The organism is Roseivirga pacifica (assembly GCF_900111145.1).
Classification (GTDB): domain Bacteria; phylum Bacteroidota; class Bacteroidia; order Cytophagales; family Cyclobacteriaceae; genus Roseivirga; species Roseivirga pacifica.
In genome coordinates, this window is sequence record NZ_FOIR01000002.1 from 757,202 (window position 1) to 773,515 (window position 16,314).

Here is a 16,314-nt window from a genome sequence, read left to right on the forward strand (position 1 = left end):
TTACTGTCCATTTGCATACCAAAACCACTAAACACTGAAAACCAATACATTACAATCACCCCATAGTAAAAATACACTATCCATTGTCCAGCATTAAAACAGCATTGCCCATTTTTGGGCACTTTTCAATAACTTCGGAATTCTAAACACGGGTCATGAAAGAAAAAGGTCGAATTCTCATTGTTGATGATGATAATTATGTGATGCTGTCCATTCGCATTCTGCTGGAACAGCATTATGAAGACGTGCGGGGCATCAACAACCCACAACAAATCGCATCGGCTTTAGCCGAAAACCATTACGATGTGATTATCCTCGATATGAACTTTCAGCCCGGAGTTACCTCAGGGCAGGCTGGTCTCGATTTCCTGCAACAGATCAAACAGCAATCTCCTGATACTGCCGCAGTGCTTATAACGGCTTATGGAGAAATCGACTTGGCTGTAGAAGCCGTTAAACTCGGAGCCTTCGATTTTTTGGTAAAACCATGGCAAAACGAAAAGCTTTTGAGCACTGTTAATGCGGCTTTTCAGCTCAATAGAACCGCTCAAAAAGTAACTAAGTTAGAAGGCAAGCAAGCGGTGCTCAACCAAATGCTCGATGCACCCTTTGCTAACATTATTGGCGAATCGGAAGCCATGAAAGCTGTTTTTCATCAGATAGAAAAAGTAGCCCAAACCGATGCGAACGTACTGATTACCGGAGAAAATGGTACCGGAAAAGAGTTGGTAGCCCGAGCCATACACCGCAGTTCATTCAGATCGAATGAGGTGTTTTTGAGTGTAGACATGGGCGCTATTACCGAAACTCTTTTCGAAAGCGAATTATTTGGCCATAAAAAAGGGGCATTTACGGACGCAAAAACAGACAGAGTCGGCAAGTTTGAAGCAGCCAATGGTGGTACACTTTTCTTGGATGAAATAGGGAATTTAGCCGCGTCTTTACAGGCAAAATTACTTCGTGTAATCCAAGATCAGCAAGTTGTGCGCGTGGGCGATAATGCACCGAAAACGCTTGACGTTCGACTAGTTTGTGCCACCAATGCCAACTTGAACGACCTAGTTCAATCCGGCAAGTTTAGGCAGGACCTGCTCTTTCGAATCAACACAATTGAGATTAAACTCCCAGAACTGCGAGAGCGCAAGGAAGACATTCCCCTACTGGCTGAGCATTTTTTGGCAAGGTTTAAGAATAAGTACCATAAGAAAGGCCTTTTTGTGCCGGATTATGTAATGACAAAACTCCAGAAATACGATTGGCCCGGCAATATTCGCGAGCTCCAACATGCTATGGAGCGTGCGGTAATTATGAGCGATGGCAAGCAACTGCATGTAGCCGATTTGAGCATCGGTGAAACCAACCCTGTAACGGAAGGGCCTTCGGACGATTTGAACTTAGAATCATTGGAAAAATGGGCCATTGCATCGGCAATTAAAAAGCACCAGGGCAATATTAGCAATGCTGCCAACGAACTTGGCCTGAGCCGTGGCGCCATGTACCGCAGAATGGAAAAGTATGAGCTTTAGCAACTTCAAACTTCAGGTAATACTTCGGCTCCTACTGCTAGCCACAAGCTTTTATGGGCTCATTTATTATACTTTCATCGAGGTTAACTACATCAGAGTCTTTTTCCTCGGCCTCTTTGCTCTGATTGTTTTGCTAGCACTTTTCTACTACATCAACCGAACGAATAAGGATACAGAAAACTTTATTCAGGCCATTCTGAACAACGATTTCTCGATTAAATACTCAGAGGAAACCAAAGGGAAAACCTTCAACAAGCTGTATCAATCCTTTAACCTACTCAACACCCGTTTTAAAGAACGAGCGATTAACGAAGCCTCGGAATACCGCTACATTGTTACGCTTATTGAGCAAATGCAGGTGGGCGTAATTATTTACGATGAGCAGGAACGCATCCAGCTCGTGAACGATGCTTTCAAAAAGTTTATCGATAAGCAAGAGCTAATCAACCTGCAAATTATTAAGAAGCTAGACAGCCGACTGTTCAATGCCATCACATCCATAAAAAGTGGTGAATCAACTTTGTTTGAAGGCGAAATTCAAGGGCAGAAACGACAACTTTCCATGGCGGCTTCAGAAATTAAGTTGCGCGACAAGTATTTTAAAATTGTATCATTTCAGGACATACACTCCACACTCGACCACAACGAAAATATGGCTTGGCAGAAGTTAATCAGGGTTTTAACCCATGAAATCATGAATTCTGTATCGCCAATCACTTCATTATCTAGCTCATTAAAAATGCTTGCAAAGGCAAATAATGACGGGTTATCTGCATCAGAAATGAGCACAATGGTTGAGGGTTTAGATGCCATTGAAAATCGCAGCCAAGGATTGCTGAATTTTACAAACACTTACAGAAAATTGGCGCGTGTTCCCTTGCCCAAACTACAACAAATTGATGGTCGCGATTTCTTTAAAAGAGTTGAGGCCCTTTTTATGCCATCGCTCACAGACACCCAAATTGAATGGCAACTTGATTTGCCCGAGGCCTTCGAATTGAATATCGACCCTCCACTTATTGAGCAGGTATTGATCAATCTGTTAAAGAATGCACGTGAAGCGGTCGACCCAAGTACTGGTGAAATTAGCCTCACCGTTTCTGTCGATCTCAAAATGCGTAGAACAAGCATTTCAGTTACCGATAATGGCCCCGGCATACCGGAGGAAATTCAGGACAAAATTTTTATTCCCTTCTATACCACCAAGGTTGAAGGTTCTGGCATTGGGCTAAGTTTATCGCGGCAAATAGTGAGTTTGCACAAAGGAATGCTCACTTACCAAACCAGTACAAACGGCACAAGCTTTTTGGTGAGGTTGTAATTAATGAATCAGGTTTCTCAAAATCTAAGAGTGCACTTTTAGTCCAAGAATTCTTACCTTTAAACTATGACCACGCTAGATTCATTGAGAAATAGGCTTATCGATCAGATTCTTACCACTAAGAATGAGAAGTTACTAAAGGCTATTGAGGATATTCTTCAGTCGACTAGTGCAAGTAACAACTCAGACTTAGAGCATTCCGATTTCTGGACAACTTTATCTGAAGAGGAAAAAGAAGATATCTTAAAAGGAATTGAGGAAGCAGATAATGGCGATGTTGTGGATTACAATGAATTCATCTCAAAACATAAGTAGTGAGGGAGGTTCGACTTTCAAAAAGAACCTCAAAAAAACTTGACAAGTTGCTTCATTACCTTGAAACAGCTTGGTCTTATAAAGTGAAAAGCGACTTTATTAAAAAACTTAATAAAGCTATTAATCAAATAGCAAGGTACCCAGAAAGTGCTGAAAAATCGGCTATAGTTAAAGGTCTACATAGAATGGTAGTTACAAAGCAAACAACCTTTTACTACAGGTTCAATGCCAATTCGGTTACAATCGTTACTCTCTTCGATACAAGAATGCATCCAGGCAAAATAAAAGATCAAACGAGGTTTTAGTTACTAAATCGCCCTTCATTTAATAATGATGCTCAAACCACTTTCCCCTCCACTCTTTAGGTTCTTCCCTGCTTTTAACTAGTTTTGGGGAAATTTTTTTACCATGAATAAAATCCCTCGGGTAGCACTTGTACTTATTCTAATATTCGCCAACATTGGTTGCGATCAAATTACCAAAGTAATGGCGCGTAATCAGATCGAATACAACGAAACCATTGAGGTAATTGGCAAAAACCTTATCCTTACCAAAGTGGAAAACACGGGAGCATTCCTTGGTATGGGTTCTGAAATGCACCCCACTTTAAGAGTGATATTACTCCTAATTCTTCCTGCTGTAGTAATGATCGGGCTGCTCTATTATGTGATCAAAAACAAAGAATTGAGCATGATGAGCGTTGTGGCGCTTTCCTTTATTGTAGGTGGCGGCATAGGCAATGTGTATGACCGCATTGTATATGGCTCAGTAACCGACATGATCTTTCTGGACTTTGAATTTGCACATACGGGCATCTTCAACATGGCCGATGTATCGGTTATGATAGGAACTGGCCTTATTTTACTGGAGCAGTTCATGCCAAAGAAGAAGCAAGAAGAAAAAGCCGCAGCCTAACTGTCCCTTTTGTAAATTGTGTTTCGTTATAGCATAAAATTAAACACTTACTTACCCTCATCTTTGCCTTTATAGCAAGCAGTCTTTTTGCCCAAAAAACCATTGAACTAGGTGATGCAAAGTCGCCCAAAGCAACATTAGAGCAAGTTGCTTGGATTGCTGGCTCTTGGCGTGGCGAAGCCTTTGGCGGACAGATAGAAGAAGTTTGGACGCCCCCATTTGGCGATTCAATGATGGGATCTTTCAAACTGGTGAACAATGGCAAAGTAACCTTTTACGAACTCTGCCAAATCAAAGCGCAAAACGAAACACTAATCCTTAGGTTAAAACACTTTGATGGCGATTTAATCGGCTGGGAAGAAAAGGACGAATCCATGGAGTTTCCGCTAGTTAAGCTCGAAAAAAACAAGGCCTATTTCGATCAATTTACCTTTGAACTTGTATCCGAAAACCAGCTAAATATGTATGTGGTTATTAGCGATAATGGCAAAACAGAAGAGGTTGAATTCAAGTACTTTCGGTATTAGTACTTTGCTAAAGTATTATCCACATTAGCATCAGAATAATCAGGAATACGGCAACCGCAGTAATCAACTTCGACTGTTTGGGGAACTCATATTTGCAGATGGGACAAACAGTCGACTTCTTGTCAATCATCATCGCGCAATTGGGGCATTCTTTGGTTTGAGACATTCCGGTTGAAAATTATTTTTTAAACAAATAATTGAATACTTTAAAGAAGCAAACAATCTAAACCTATGCATCAGAACACAAAACCACAAACACTAGTGTCCAGATTATTCACTTTTTCACTGGTAATGCTTTTCGCTTACTCCTGCTCTTCCACAAGCCTTATTAACTCTTGGAAAGATCCAGACTTTACTGATAATCCGAGAAACTGGGATAAAGTATTAGTAGCAGTACAAAGCAGCAGCGAAGGCCAGCGCAGGGTGGCCGAAGACAAGCTCGCATCAATGAGCGACAAGCTCTACCCTTCGTACAATATTTTCGCAAGTAAAACAGCCATTGCCAATGAGGACGTACTGAGAAGAAAGATAAGTGATGGCGAGTACGATGCCATTATGACCATGCGACTGCTGAACAAAGAACAGCAAGACTCTTATGTGCCAGGCTCATATACAGGTGGATACTGGGCTTTTCACGGCCCTTATTGGGGTGCGTATTACGACCCAGGATATTACCGAAGCGACACCTACTATTCAATTGAAACACAGGTATTTTCAATCAAAGAAAATAAACTAGTTTGGTCCGGAATAAGCTCGACTGTTAATCCAACCAAGGTGGATAAAACCATTGAAGAAATAGCGAGAAGTGTTTACAGACAAATGGTAAAAGACGGCTTTATTGAAGGTAAATAATGTGCGATTGTTGTTAAAACGTACCTATTACTATTATAAAATGCAATTAACAGAGGTTAATTGCATTTTATTTATTATTTTGTTTTCATGTCGACTCCAACCCTACTTCAAATTGAGCCGGTACTACCCAGTGCCGATGTTCAACGCGATATGGCGTGGTATCATAAATTTACCGGTTTTGAAGTACAAAGCACCGACAGAAAATACGCAGTTCTAAAACGAGGAAACCTCTTTATTCACTTACAATGGCATGCCGATACACCTGAAGATCCATTACTTGGTGGCTCGGTAATAAAAATCTTTGTAAACGATATTAAGCCCTATTTTGACGAATTTGTTACACGGGGAACTGTCGATAAAGAAAAGCTTCATATGCACACCCCTTGGGGCACCCACGAATTTGGCTTTTACGACTTAAATAAGAACGCTATCTTTATTGTGCAAGACGCATAATATGGATAGCAAAGCACTCATCACTCAATTTTACACGGCATTTCAACAACTAGACGCAGAAGCCATGGCTGCCTGCTATCACAAAGATGTGGTCTTTACAGACCCTGCTTTTGGCACCCTTAAAGGAACCCACGCTGCAAATATGTGGCGAATGTTATGCGCCAACCAGAAAGACAAAGGCCTAAAAGTTGAGTTTTCGCGCATCACCGACCATTCAGCCCATTGGGAAGCGCAATACATTTTTAGCAAAACAGAGAGAAAGGTCCATAACAAGATAGACGCCACTTTTGCGTTTAAAGACGGCCTGATTATCGAACACACCGATCAGTTCAACCTACACAAATGGGCCACTCAGGCCATGGGCATTCAAGGCTTTTTGCTAGGTGGAACCGGCTTCTTCAGAAAGAAACTTCAAGCCCAGACCAACAAGCTGCTCGCGCGTTACGAGTCCTCCTTGTGATTACACCATCGGTTAGTCTCACCATAAAAAGAGTCGCTAAATTCGGGTCGACTATAATAAAACCAATAATGAAAAAAACAACGACACTAATGGTTGTTGCTACGTTCTTCTTGCCCCTATTGGGTATTGCGCAAGATCAGAATGTAATCGACAACATGATTAAAGAGGCGAAAGAAAACTCGCAATTGAAAGAGCTTGCCTACGAGCTGTTAGACAAAAACGGTCCTCGTTTGGTGGGTACACCACAAATGAAAAACGCTCACGATTGGGCTGTAAACAAATATGCCGACTGGGGCATTGAAGCACGTAATGAGCAGTGGGGCGAATGGCAAGGCTGGGAACGTGGCATTACGCACGTTGACCTAATTGAGCCACGTGTAAAAACTTTGGAGGCTATGCAGCTTGCGTGGAGCCCAAATATGAAAAAAGCAGTAACTGCTGAGGTTACCATGATTCCTGATGTAGCCGACAAAGCAGCTTTTGAGGCTTGGTTACCAAACGTAAAAGGTAAATTCGTATTGATCGATCCGGCACAACCAACGGGTCGCCCTGACTACAACTGGGAGAAATTCGGAACCGAAGCTTCTATTGAAAAAATGCAAGCCGAAAGACGCGAGCTTTTAGGCGAATGGAATAATAGAATTAGAAGTACAGGCTACAACTCGCGTGAGTTGCCAGCAGTATTGGAAGAGGCTGGCGCTGCCGGAATCCTTATTTCAAACTGGTCGAGAGGCTTTGGTGTAAACAAAATTTTTGGAGCAAGAACTAAAAGTATTCCTACCATAGACATTGGATTGGAAGACTATGGCACGCTTTTCAGAATGGTAGAGCATGACGATAAACCAACTATTCGTGTAGAAGCTACTTCTAAAGACCTTGGTAAGGTGCCAACTTTTAACACAATTGCCGAAATCAAAGGAACCGAAAAACCAGACGAGTATATTATTCTTTCTGCCCACTTCGATTCTTGGGATGGTGGAACTGGTGCAACCGATAACGGAACAGGTACATTGGTGATGATGGAAGCCATGCGAATTCTTAAGAAGCTCTACCCTAACCCTAAGCGTACCATCTTGGTTGGTCTTTGGGGTAGCGAAGAGCAAGGCTTAAATGGTTCTAGCTCATTTGTACAAGATAACCCAGAGGTTGTTGATGGCCTACAGGCGCTTTTCAACCAAGACAACGGAACCGGTAGAGTGGTTCGTTTGAGCGGACAAGGATTTTTGCATGCATATGAGTTTTTGCAGCGATGGATGGAGCCTGTTCCTCGTGAGATCAAAGGCGAAATTGAAACTACTTTCCCTGGTACTCCGGGTGGTGGCGGATCGGATTACGCCTCTTTCGTGGCAGCTGGCGCGCCTGGCTTTAGCTTAAGCTCTCTTAGCTGGGACTACTTCTCTTATACTTGGCACACCAACCGCGACACTTATGACAAAATTGTGTTTGACGATGTGCAAAGCAACGTGATCTTAACTGCCATTTTAACTTACATGGCTTCAGAAGATCCTGAGACGTTCCCACGGGACAGAGCTGTATTGCCATTGAACCCACGTACTGGTGAGTTAAGAGAGTGGCCAAGCCCAAGAAACCCTAACAGAAACGGAGGCAACTAGTCTTACTCATCTGCCAAACATAAAAAAGCCCTACAACTTATAGCTGCAGGGCTTTTTTATGGAATAAAGACACTTAAAAATCAGGCTTTCTTCTATTCGCCTTCTTCTCTCCTAGCTTCTTTTTTCCATCAATTCGTTTTTGCACAGCCGCTTTGCTAGGCTTGGTTTTCTTACGTTTTTTGGGCTCAGTAAAAGCTTTGGTAAGTATCTGCTGAAAAAGCTTTACCGTTTCTTCCTTATTCTGCAATTGCCCTCGATGCTTCTCCGAACTGATCAACAACTCTCCTTCTGAAGTAAGTTTGTTGGCCAGTTTTTGCTGTAAGCGCGTTCGCTCTTCTTCGCTCAACACTTCGGAGCTAGTTACTGCAAACCGAAGCGTCACTCGGCTCTCTGTTTTGTTTACGTTTTGCCCACCCGGACCAGAACTGCGCGAAGTTTCAAACTTCAATTCGGTACTAAAATCTCTGCTCGCTATTTCTTGTGGGTCAAACTTCATCAACAAAAACTTAAGCCTTCAACTCCTCGCGCTTAAATACCAGCTTATTGTCAGTAGAAGATTCCTCATCGAACCAATAACCTTCGTAATCAAACCCCTTCAAGCCTGCTACATCTTCAATGCGGTTTTTAATAATGTATTGCGCCATTAGTCCCCTCGCCTTTTTCGCGAAGAAAGATATGATCTTATACTTGTCGTTTTTGCAATCTAGGAACTCCACATCTACCACATTAGCCTTTAAAGTAGGTCTATCAATGGCCTTAAAATATTCTTGAGAAGCCAGGTTCACCAAAGTTTTATCGCCCTGCTTTTTAAGTTCTCGGTTAATATGATTCACAATCTTGTCAGCCCAATAGTTATAGAGCGTATTGTAGTCATCAAAGGCCAAACGCGTACCCATTTCCAGTCTATAAGGCTGAATAATATCTAGCGGACGAAGCAAACCATAAAGGCCAGAAAGAATGCGTAAATGCTCTTGAGCGTAAAGAATGTCCTCATCTGAAAGCTCTTCCGCCTCTAGTCCCACATATACATCTCCCTTAAATGCATACACCGCCTGTTTAGATAACTTTGGTGCTCTAGCCTTTGCAAACTTATTGTATCGCTGCACATTCAGTTCCGCCAGGTTCTCACTAATATCCATCAGTTGTTGAATCTCTTCAGGCGTTTTTTCCTTTAACACACCAATCAACTCAAGTGCCTCTTTTCTAAATTTTGGGTAAGAAGCTTCTTTATCGCATGGGGTTTCAAAATCGAGCGTTTTTGCAGGAGAAAGTACTAAAAGCATAATGGTTTCTTGTTTCCACAAACATACTAACTCAAGCCCTATTTTGTTCGTGCTAATTATTGGTTCTTTCTATTTAGTATTGAAAGAAGTGTACAATAAATAGCTACACGATAAAACAGAGCGCTTCAGCATTCCGCAAACCCAAAACTATGTTTTAACTTCGCGACAAATTTGAGGCCTTGTCGTTTGATCCCTACAGCATAGATTTACCAGTTACCGAATGTATTCCTTCGGTACAAAAACATTTAGCAGCACAAAACACACTTATTGTAAACGCCCCTCCTGGCGCTGGTAAAAGTACATTATTGCCACTTGCGCTTATGGAAGAGACATGGCTGGAAGGAAAGAAAATCCTGATGCTTGAGCCACGTAGGTTGGCCGCCCGAAGTATTGCCGAGCGCATGGCCTATTTTATGGACGAAAAGGTAGGCGAAACCATCGGCTTCCGCATCCGCTTTGACAATAAAACTTCTGACAAAACCCAAATCGAAGTAGTTACAGAAGGTATTCTCACCAGAATGATCCAGAGCGACAATGCACTAGAAGGCGTTGGATTGGTCATCTTTGATGAGTTTCATGAGCGCAGCATTCATGCCGATGTAGCCCTTGCCCTTTGCCGCGAAGCACAGCAAGTACTTAGGCCTGATCTTCGGATAATGATCATGTCGGCTACGCTAAATATGCCGCAGCTCACCAGCTTGCTAAAAGCACCCGCAGTTACCAGTGAGGGGCGTCAGTATCCGGTTGACGTGAAATACGAAGGCGATACCGATATTTTCGTTTTACCCGAACTCTGCGTCAAAACCATTAAAAAAGCTGCTGACAAGCATGAAGGCGATATCCTTGTTTTCCTTCCTGGGCAGGGAGAAATACTCAAAGTAGCAGGAATGCTTAAAGGCCAGCTAAAAGACTTTGCCATTCATCCACTCTATGGCAGTTTACCGCAACGGCAGCAAACCGCAGCCATTCTACCCGATAAGAACGGTAAACGTAAAGTGGTGCTTGCCACTTCAATTGCCGAGACCAGTTTAACCATTGAAGGCATAAAAGTGGTGGTGGACAGTGGCTTTGGCCGAACCTCTAAATTCGACCCAAACTCCGGGCTTTCAAGGCTAGAAACCGTACGTATTTCGCGTGATTCGGCCGACCAACGTGCAGGTAGAGCTGGCCGTTTAAGTGAAGGTTTTTGCTATCGCATGTGGTCTGAAGTAACGCATCAGCGCTTAGCAGACAACATAGTGCCCGAAATTTTAGAGGCCGACTTAGCCAATTTAGTACTCGATATGGCGCAATGGGGCATTGTAGATGTGCAGCAAATGACTTGGCTAACGCCACCTCCCCGCGGCCCGCTACAGCAGGCCAACGACCTACTACATGAGCTAGAGGCCCTAGAAGATGGTCGGATTACGGCACATGGCAAAAGCATGCTGAAACTGCCTTGCCATCCGCGTATTGCCCACATGCTTTTACTGGCAGAAGAAAGTGACCAAATTGGCTTGGCCACCGATGTTGCTGCTTTATTGGAAGAACGAGACCCATTGGGTAAGGAAGCTGGCATAGACATTAACACCAGAATTGATGCCCTACGTGTTCACCGAAAAGAAAAGCGTGACGGGCGAAAGCTAGCGCGAATCGCCAAGATTGCAGAACAGTACCGCAGGCTCTTCGACTGGGAAGAGGAAAACGATTTTGTAGATCCGTACGAGACTGGTGTACTTTTAACATACGCTTATCCAGAACGTATTGCCTGTGCCCGCCCGGGGAACAACGCCCAATTCCAACTATCGAACGGGCGCTACGCCATGGCTGGCCACCGCGAAGATTTGGCTGCTGAGCCTTGGCTTGCCATCAGCCACATAGATGCCCGCGATGGTATGGGCAAAATATTTATGGCTTCTCCCCTAAACCCGAGAGACTTAGCACCACTGGTTAAAGAAAAAGAGGTAGTAACCTGGGACACCGAAGATGGTGGCCTTCAAGCCAACCTCAACCTGTGCATTGGCAACATTGTGTTAAAGAGTTCGCCATTGCCAGACCCTGACCCTTCGCATTTAACGGCAGCCATTATAGATGCCATTAAAAAAGAAGGTGAACAGCTACTGGATTTTAACGAGGAAGTGGAACAATGGCAAAACAGAGTCCTCTCGCTCCGCAAATGGAACCCCGACCAACAATGGCCAGAAGTAAGCACCGCCAGCTTATTACTAACTGCCAACGATTGGCTGAGTCCATACCTAAACGATGTTAAAAAGCCTGCCGACCTCAAAAAGATCAATCTAAAAGAAGTACTGCAGTACAGCCTATCGGTAGAGCAACAGCAGCAATTACCGACTCTAGCACCCGAAAAGCTAGTGGTGCCAAGCGGTTCTAAGATAAAATTGATGTACCGCGCCAATGGTGAAGCGCCTGTGTTGGCCGTTCGAATTCAAGAAGTATTTGGTCTGGCCGAAACACCAAGAATTAACAATGGCAAGCAAGCTGTGTTAATGCACCTGCTCTCCCCCGGCTTTAAACCCGTGCAGATTACAGGCGACCTAAAGAGCTTTTGGTCCGATGCGTATTTTGAAGTACGGAAAGAACTGAAAAGGCGCTATCCAAAACATGTTTGGCCAGACGACCCATGGAATGAACCCGCTATTCGCGGAGTTAAAAGGAAAAAGTGAGTAATTAAATTAATAAATTAAAATTTTTACATATTTATAATTTACTATATATTAATAATTACATAGTCTAATTTATAAATATGTTATAATTCATTCCTACCTATATTGGCAATATGAGCCACATTGACAGCTACGACCACGAGTACATTGGCCACTTAGGCTACCTCCCCATTTACCATCCTTTACAGGAAATTGAGAAGGTAAAATGGGGTGACTACGACTTTGGAGCTGATCCCACCAATTTAGTCTTAGGCGGTGGCAGTGGCGAACACCCAGGCCTAGTGCTCCATAAACTGGAATGCTTTGCGGCCAAATTTCTGCTAGAAGCCATTACGGAGAAACAGGAAACTTCACTTAGTGATGAAGATCGTGAGTATTTAGCCGATCTGGCATATCCTAATTACACCGAAGTATTTGAGTTCTGCGAATGGCGGGTAGATGAGTTTAGCAGTTTGCATGAAATGGCGAAAACCGGTGTAACTGGAGAGCCGCTGAAAGAAGACCAACGGGTTGAAGAGTGGCTGCTTTTAAGCATAGGCGAACTGATTCATTATTCGCTGCCCGAATTGAACCCAGAGAAAGAAAAGCTCGACCAAATCTTTGGCCAATTCGATTTCTACCCTTTTATGGAAAATGTAAGCATCCCTCCTCCCGGTTACCCAAAGCTACGCGGCCGCTTAGTAAAAGACGGTGAAACCGTATGGGGTGTGCATCGCTTCAATTAAGCCAAATTGTATCCACACCAAGCGCATATGCACCATTAAACAATATTAACATGTGCAGCGAGTTCTACTTTTGAATTAATTACTATTTTTGATCGAAAAACAAACACTTTTGGCAGCAGACCCGAAAAAATTTAAGAAGAAAAAGAAGCTTGGTTCATACCAATACGTAAGCGTTATTTTTAGCATTACCCTTGCCCTATTTGTAATAGGTTTGTTCGGTATTTTGGTACTTCAGGCACAGCAACTTACTGCCAACATTAAATCGAATATTGAACTGCAAGTGTACCTGAATAAAGAGGTGAGTCAAAACCAGATCAATCGCATTAAGACCGAACTTGCAGGAAGCCCTTACGCCCTTAAACTCGAGGGTGAAAAGCCTACCACCTTTATATCGAAAGAAGAAGCTGCCAAAGCATTTATTGCACAAACCGGAGAAGATTTCTCTGAGTTTTTGGGTGATAACCCTTTGCGCGATGCCATAACTTTAAGAATTGCTGAAGACTATCAGAGCAATGCCAAGCTCGACAGTTTGAGCAACCGAATTGAATCGATTAGCGGTGTTTACGAGGTTACCTATGTAGAAAACCTGGTTGACTCCATTAATAGCAACCTTACAAAAATAGGTTTGGTATTGGTAGCCATTGCGGCCATTCTCACTTTTGTGGTCATACTCCTTATCAATAACACCATCAAATTGGCACTTTTCTCTCAGCGTTTCTTAATCAGAAGCATGCAGTTAGTGGGCGCCAAAAGCAGTTTTATTCGCGGCCCTTTCCTAAAGAAATCTTTTCTGCACGGGATAATTGCCGGGCTTATTGCTTCGGCACTTCTATTTGGTTTGCTTACATTTGCCAACCAAAAAATCGAAGGACTTGAAAGCCTTCAAAGCCAACAGCTAATGCTCATTGTTTTTGGTGTTTTGGTTATTATTGGCGGTATTATGGCCTACTACAGTACGGCTCGTGCCATGAATAAATATTTAAAAATGTCGTTAGACGAACTCTATTAAGCTATGTCTGATAAAAAGAAGAACTTCGCTTTCACTAAAGAAAACTATAAATGGATGCTTATTGGCATTGGTGTTTTGTTTTTAGGATTCATCACCATGTCTTTAGATAGCACGCCACACGGACAAGGCTTTTTGGGCTTAACCCTCGGACCAATCATTATTGTAGCGGGTTTTATCATTGAGTTCTTTGCCATTTTTAAGAAGTCTAAGACAGAAGAATAATGACTCTTTTCGAAGCGATTATCCTTGGCATTGTTCAGGGCTTAACCGAATTTCTCCCAGTAAGTAGTAGTGGCCATTTAGAGCTAACCAAGGTGATTTTTGGCGATAATAGTGTGCCTGAAGAAAGCCTTATGATGACGGTGCTTCTTCACGCAGCAACAGCTTTAAGCACCATTGTTATTTTCAGAAAAGACATTTTGGAATTACTTGGTGGCCTTTTTCAGTTCAAGAACAACGAACAATTTCAGTACTCGCTTAAGATTGTTATCTCCATGGTTCCCGCAGCTGCGGTTGGCGTACTGTTCGAAGAAGAGATTGATGCACTATTTGGTGGCCAAGTACTGCTTGTAGGCTGCATGCTTTTAGTTACTGGTACCCTCCTATTTTTGGCCGACCGAGCTAAGCACACGGATAAAAGTGTTTCTACACCTAACTCATTTATTATAGGTATTGCGCAAGCCATTGCCATTTTACCCGGCATTTCGCGCTCTGGTGCAACAATTTCTACTTCGGTACTATTGGGTATCGACAGGGCCAAAGCTGCACGCTTCTCTTTTCTAATGGTTGTGCCCTTAATTTTAGGTAAAATGGCCAAAGACATTTTGAGTGGTGATTTGGCCTCTAGTACTACAGAACCAACATTACTTATCGCAGGGTTTGCCGCGGCTTTCATTTCAGGCCTTATTGCATGCCAGTGGATGATATCCTTGGTGCGCAAAAGCCAACTAAAATATTTCTCTTTTTACTGCTATGGAGTTGGTTTAGCGGCTATTATTTACGCTATTGCTAGCTAATGCTCAATTTAGATTCTGAACTTAATTCCAAAGAAAACTTTGCGGCTGGCCAAGTACTTTTGGTCGACAAGCCATTGGAGTGGACTTCTTTTGATATTGTAAAGAAGATTAGGAATGCCGTACGCATTAAAAAGGTTGGGCATGCCGGTACTTTGGATCCGCTGGCCACAGGTTTACTCATTGTTTGTACAGGAAAGAAAACCAAGTCGATTGAAGGCTTTATGGCCGATGAAAAAGAGTACACTGGCACTTTTACAATTGGTAAAACTACCCCTACGTACGATTTAGAAAGCGATGTAGAAAACGAAACGGACTTTAGTCACATTACCACGGAAGATTTAGACAAAGCCCGAGCACCTTTTACAGGTTCTTTCGACCAAGTACCGCCAATTTATTCTGCTATAAAAGTGAAAGGCACCCGCCTTTATGAGCTTGCAAGACGTGGCGAAGACATAAAATTGAAACCTCGGCCGGTAACCATTTCTGAATTTGAAATAACCAAGGTAGATTTACCCGAAGTTCACTTTCGTGTAGTATGTTCGAAAGGCACGTATATTCGAAGCCTTGCGCATGACTATGGCAAAGCGTTGGGAGTTGGAGCCCACCTATCGGCACTACGCAGAACCCGCATAGGAACTTTTAAGGTAGAAGATGCCTACACAATAGAAAAGTTGATTGACACCATAAGAGCACTCAATGAAGATTCATCTGGGAACTGAGGAAATCAAGAACATTAAGAATGCTGTAGTTACCTGTGGCACTTTTGACGGTGTTCATATTGGGCATCAGAAAATTCTTTCGAGGGTAAAAGAAGTGGCGAAGGAAATAGACGGAGAGACCGTGCTAATTACTTACTGGCCCCACCCCCGTTTGGTACTTAAACCTTGGGACAATTCACTTCAACTTCTTTCCACGTTTCCAGAAAAGGCCAATCTTTTAGAAACCCACGGTGTTGACCACCTAGTGAAAATTCCTTTCACACAGGAGTTCGCTCAAATGAACCCTGAAGACTACGTACGCATAGTACTTCACGAACGCATTGGTGCTAAAAAACTGATTATTGGCTACGATCATCGCTTTGGTAAAGACCGTGCTGGCGGCTTGCCAGAACTGCAGCAATTTGGTCCAAAATACGGTTTTGAGGTAGAGGAAATTCCTCGCCAAGACATTGACGAAATCGGTATAAGCTCTACCAAAACTAGGCGAGCCATAGAGGTTGGAGACCTTGAATTGGCATATAGTTTTCTAAACAGGCCCTACGCCCTAACCGGCTTGGTTGTTCATGGCAAAAAGAACGGTAGAAAGCTAGGCTACCCTACTGCCAATATTCAGGTAAAAGAAGGTTATAAACTTATTCCTTGCGATGGAGTTTATGCAGTAAGGGTGTGCAATAAATACCGCAAACTTGGTGGCATGTTGAACATTGGCCTGCGCCCTACTGTAAGTGGCGGCAGCAAAACCATAGAAGTTCACATTTTCGATTTTGACGAAGACATTTATAATTCGGAAATTACCATTGAGTTCATAGCGAGAATTCGCACTGAACAAAAGTTCGAATCTTTAGAAGCACTGAAGGCCCAACTTAAGGAGGACGAAAAGTCGGCCAAAGCTGCTTTAAGTAAACTATAAATACCAC

The 16,314-nt window shown here is 42.9% G+C and carries 19 protein-coding genes; 17 read left to right on the forward strand and 2 right to left on the reverse strand.

The genetic code is table 11. The annotated features are described in order from the left end of the window. Nucleotides 1-155: 155 nt before the first annotated feature. The 10 genes from BMW98_RS12060 (at nt 156) to BMW98_RS12105 (ending at nt 7,982) form a co-directional block, all read left to right on the forward strand. Nucleotides 156-1,526 (forward strand): sigma-54-dependent transcriptional regulator, encoded by a 1,371-nt coding sequence (locus BMW98_RS12060; protein WP_090258839.1) that lies wholly within the window; start codon nt 156-158, stop codon nt 1,524-1,526. Continuing rightward, on the forward strand, nt 1,516-2,847 hold the full coding sequence (locus tag BMW98_RS12065) for a sensor histidine kinase (RefSeq protein WP_090258840.1): 1,332 nt from the start codon (nt 1,516-1,518) through the stop codon (nt 2,845-2,847). The genes BMW98_RS12060 and BMW98_RS12065 overlap by 11 nt, the downstream gene beginning before the upstream one ends. A gap of 66 nt (nt 2,848-2,913) precedes the next feature. Then, nucleotides 2,914-3,162: a hypothetical protein gene (locus BMW98_RS12070; RefSeq protein ID WP_090258841.1), complete on the forward strand. Its 249-nt coding sequence runs from the start codon at nt 2,914-2,916 to the stop codon at nt 3,160-3,162. After that, entirely contained in the window at nt 3,162-3,467 is a 306-nt protein-coding gene (locus tag BMW98_RS20710; RefSeq protein WP_090258842.1) for a type II toxin-antitoxin system RelE/ParE family toxin, read from the forward strand. The genes BMW98_RS12070 and BMW98_RS20710 overlap by 1 nt, the downstream gene beginning before the upstream one ends. A gap of 103 nt (nt 3,468-3,570) precedes the next feature. Continuing rightward, nucleotides 3,571-4,077: a signal peptidase II gene (lspA, locus tag BMW98_RS12080; protein ID WP_090258843.1), complete on the forward strand. Its 507-nt coding sequence runs from the start codon at nt 3,571-3,573 to the stop codon at nt 4,075-4,077. Between the two features lie 155 nt (nt 4,078-4,232). After that, entirely contained in the window at nt 4,233-4,604 is a 372-nt protein-coding gene (locus BMW98_RS12085; RefSeq protein ID WP_262501605.1) for a DUF6265 family protein, read from the forward strand. Nucleotides 4,605-4,835: 231 nt separating this feature from the next. Then, nucleotides 4,836-5,456 carry a DUF4136 domain-containing protein gene (locus BMW98_RS12090; RefSeq protein WP_090258845.1) on the forward strand — a complete coding sequence of 207 codons (621 nt, stop codon included), beginning with the start codon at nt 4,836-4,838 and terminating at the stop codon, nt 5,454-5,456. Between the two features lie 87 nt (nt 5,457-5,543). Further along, entirely contained in the window at nt 5,544-5,909 is a 366-nt protein-coding gene (locus tag BMW98_RS12095; RefSeq protein ID WP_090258846.1) for a VOC family protein, read from the forward strand. Nucleotide 5,910: 1 nt separating this feature from the next. Beyond that, the gene (locus BMW98_RS12100) at nt 5,911-6,369 is read left to right on the forward strand and encodes a nuclear transport factor 2 family protein (protein ID WP_090258847.1); all 459 of its coding nucleotides are present in this window, start codon (nt 5,911-5,913) and stop codon (nt 6,367-6,369) included. A gap of 68 nt (nt 6,370-6,437) precedes the next feature. Further along, nucleotides 6,438-7,982 (forward strand): M20/M25/M40 family metallo-hydrolase, encoded by a 1,545-nt coding sequence (locus BMW98_RS12105; RefSeq protein ID WP_090258848.1) that lies wholly within the window; start codon nt 6,438-6,440, stop codon nt 7,980-7,982. A 73-nt stretch (nt 7,983-8,055) separates the two neighbouring features. Here the strand turns inward: BMW98_RS12105 and arfB are convergent, their stop codons facing one another. Continuing rightward, nucleotides 8,056-8,478 carry an alternative ribosome rescue aminoacyl-tRNA hydrolase ArfB gene (gene arfB / locus BMW98_RS12110; RefSeq protein ID WP_090258849.1) on the reverse strand — a complete coding sequence of 141 codons (423 nt, stop codon included), beginning with the start codon at nt 8,476-8,478 and terminating at the stop codon, nt 8,056-8,058. A 10-nt stretch (nt 8,479-8,488) separates the two neighbouring features. Beyond that, nucleotides 8,489-9,265 (reverse strand): peroxide stress protein YaaA, encoded by a 777-nt coding sequence (gene yaaA, locus BMW98_RS12115; protein WP_090258850.1) that lies wholly within the window; start codon nt 9,263-9,265, stop codon nt 8,489-8,491. Between the two features lie 179 nt (nt 9,266-9,444). Between yaaA and hrpB the strand changes: the two genes are divergently transcribed. The 7 genes from hrpB (at nt 9,445) to BMW98_RS12150 (ending at nt 16,307) form a co-directional block, all read left to right on the forward strand. Next, entirely contained in the window at nt 9,445-11,928 is a 2,484-nt protein-coding gene (gene hrpB / locus BMW98_RS12120; protein ID WP_090258851.1) for an ATP-dependent helicase HrpB, read from the forward strand. A gap of 113 nt (nt 11,929-12,041) precedes the next feature. Continuing rightward, nucleotides 12,042-12,653, forward strand: a complete 612-nt coding sequence (locus BMW98_RS12125) for a hypothetical protein (RefSeq protein ID WP_090258852.1) — start codon at nt 12,042-12,044, stop codon at nt 12,651-12,653. Nucleotides 12,654-12,741: 88 nt separating this feature from the next. Then, nucleotides 12,742-13,662, forward strand: coding sequence for a cell division protein FtsX (locus BMW98_RS12130; RefSeq protein ID WP_245733572.1), 921 nt, complete (start codon nt 12,742-12,744; stop codon nt 13,660-13,662). Nucleotides 13,663-13,665: 3 nt separating this feature from the next. Further along, complete coding sequence (locus BMW98_RS12135; RefSeq protein WP_090258853.1) at nt 13,666-13,884, forward strand: DUF3098 domain-containing protein; 219 nt, start codon at nt 13,666-13,668, stop codon at nt 13,882-13,884. After that, the gene (locus BMW98_RS12140) at nt 13,884-14,678 is read left to right on the forward strand and encodes an undecaprenyl-diphosphate phosphatase (protein WP_090258854.1); all 795 of its coding nucleotides are present in this window, start codon (nt 13,884-13,886) and stop codon (nt 14,676-14,678) included. Before BMW98_RS12135 ends, BMW98_RS12140 begins: the two co-directional genes overlap by 1 nt. Continuing rightward, on the forward strand, nt 14,678-15,397 hold the full coding sequence (gene truB, locus BMW98_RS12145) for a tRNA pseudouridine(55) synthase TruB (protein WP_090258855.1): 720 nt from the start codon (nt 14,678-14,680) through the stop codon (nt 15,395-15,397). The genes BMW98_RS12140 and truB overlap by 1 nt, the downstream gene beginning before the upstream one ends. Further along, the gene (locus BMW98_RS12150; RefSeq protein WP_090258856.1) at nt 15,375-16,307 is read left to right on the forward strand and encodes a bifunctional riboflavin kinase/FAD synthetase; all 933 of its coding nucleotides are present in this window, start codon (nt 15,375-15,377) and stop codon (nt 16,305-16,307) included. Before truB ends, BMW98_RS12150 begins: the two co-directional genes overlap by 23 nt. The last annotated feature ends 7 nt before the right edge of the window (nt 16,308-16,314 follow it).

What these genes read in the sequence shown, in the direction of transcription:
- BMW98_RS12060 (WP_090258839.1), top strand. Translation starts at nt 156, where the DNA reads ATGAAAGAAAAAGGTCGAATTCTCATTGTTGATGATGATAATTATGTG.
- BMW98_RS12065 (WP_090258840.1), top strand. Translation starts at nt 1,516, where the DNA reads ATGAGCTTTAGCAACTTCAAACTTCAGGTAATACTTCGGCTCCTACTG.
- BMW98_RS12070 (WP_090258841.1), top strand. Translation starts at nt 2,914, where the DNA reads ATGACCACGCTAGATTCATTGAGAAATAGGCTTATCGATCAGATTCTT.
- lspA (WP_090258843.1), top strand. Translation starts at nt 3,571, where the DNA reads ATGAATAAAATCCCTCGGGTAGCACTTGTACTTATTCTAATATTCGCC.
- BMW98_RS12090 (WP_090258845.1), top strand. Translation starts at nt 4,836, where the DNA reads ATGCATCAGAACACAAAACCACAAACACTAGTGTCCAGATTATTCACT.
- BMW98_RS12095 (WP_090258846.1), top strand. Translation starts at nt 5,544, where the DNA reads ATGTCGACTCCAACCCTACTTCAAATTGAGCCGGTACTACCCAGTGCC.
- BMW98_RS12100 (WP_090258847.1), top strand. Translation starts at nt 5,911, where the DNA reads ATGGATAGCAAAGCACTCATCACTCAATTTTACACGGCATTTCAACAA.
- BMW98_RS12105 (WP_090258848.1), top strand. Translation starts at nt 6,438, where the DNA reads ATGAAAAAAACAACGACACTAATGGTTGTTGCTACGTTCTTCTTGCCC.
- arfB (WP_090258849.1), bottom strand. Translation starts at nt 8,478, where the DNA reads ATGAAGTTTGACCCACAAGAAATAGCGAGCAGAGATTTTAGTACCGAA.
- yaaA (WP_090258850.1), bottom strand. Translation starts at nt 9,265, where the DNA reads ATGCTTTTAGTACTTTCTCCTGCAAAAACGCTCGATTTTGAAACCCCA.
- BMW98_RS12125 (WP_090258852.1), top strand. Translation starts at nt 12,042, where the DNA reads ATGAGCCACATTGACAGCTACGACCACGAGTACATTGGCCACTTAGGC.
- BMW98_RS12135 (WP_090258853.1), top strand. Translation starts at nt 13,666, where the DNA reads ATGTCTGATAAAAAGAAGAACTTCGCTTTCACTAAAGAAAACTATAAA.
- BMW98_RS12140 (WP_090258854.1), top strand. Translation starts at nt 13,884, where the DNA reads ATGACTCTTTTCGAAGCGATTATCCTTGGCATTGTTCAGGGCTTAACC.
- truB (WP_090258855.1), top strand. Translation starts at nt 14,678, where the DNA reads ATGCTCAATTTAGATTCTGAACTTAATTCCAAAGAAAACTTTGCGGCT.
- BMW98_RS12150 (WP_090258856.1), top strand. Translation starts at nt 15,375, where the DNA reads ATGAAGATTCATCTGGGAACTGAGGAAATCAAGAACATTAAGAATGCT.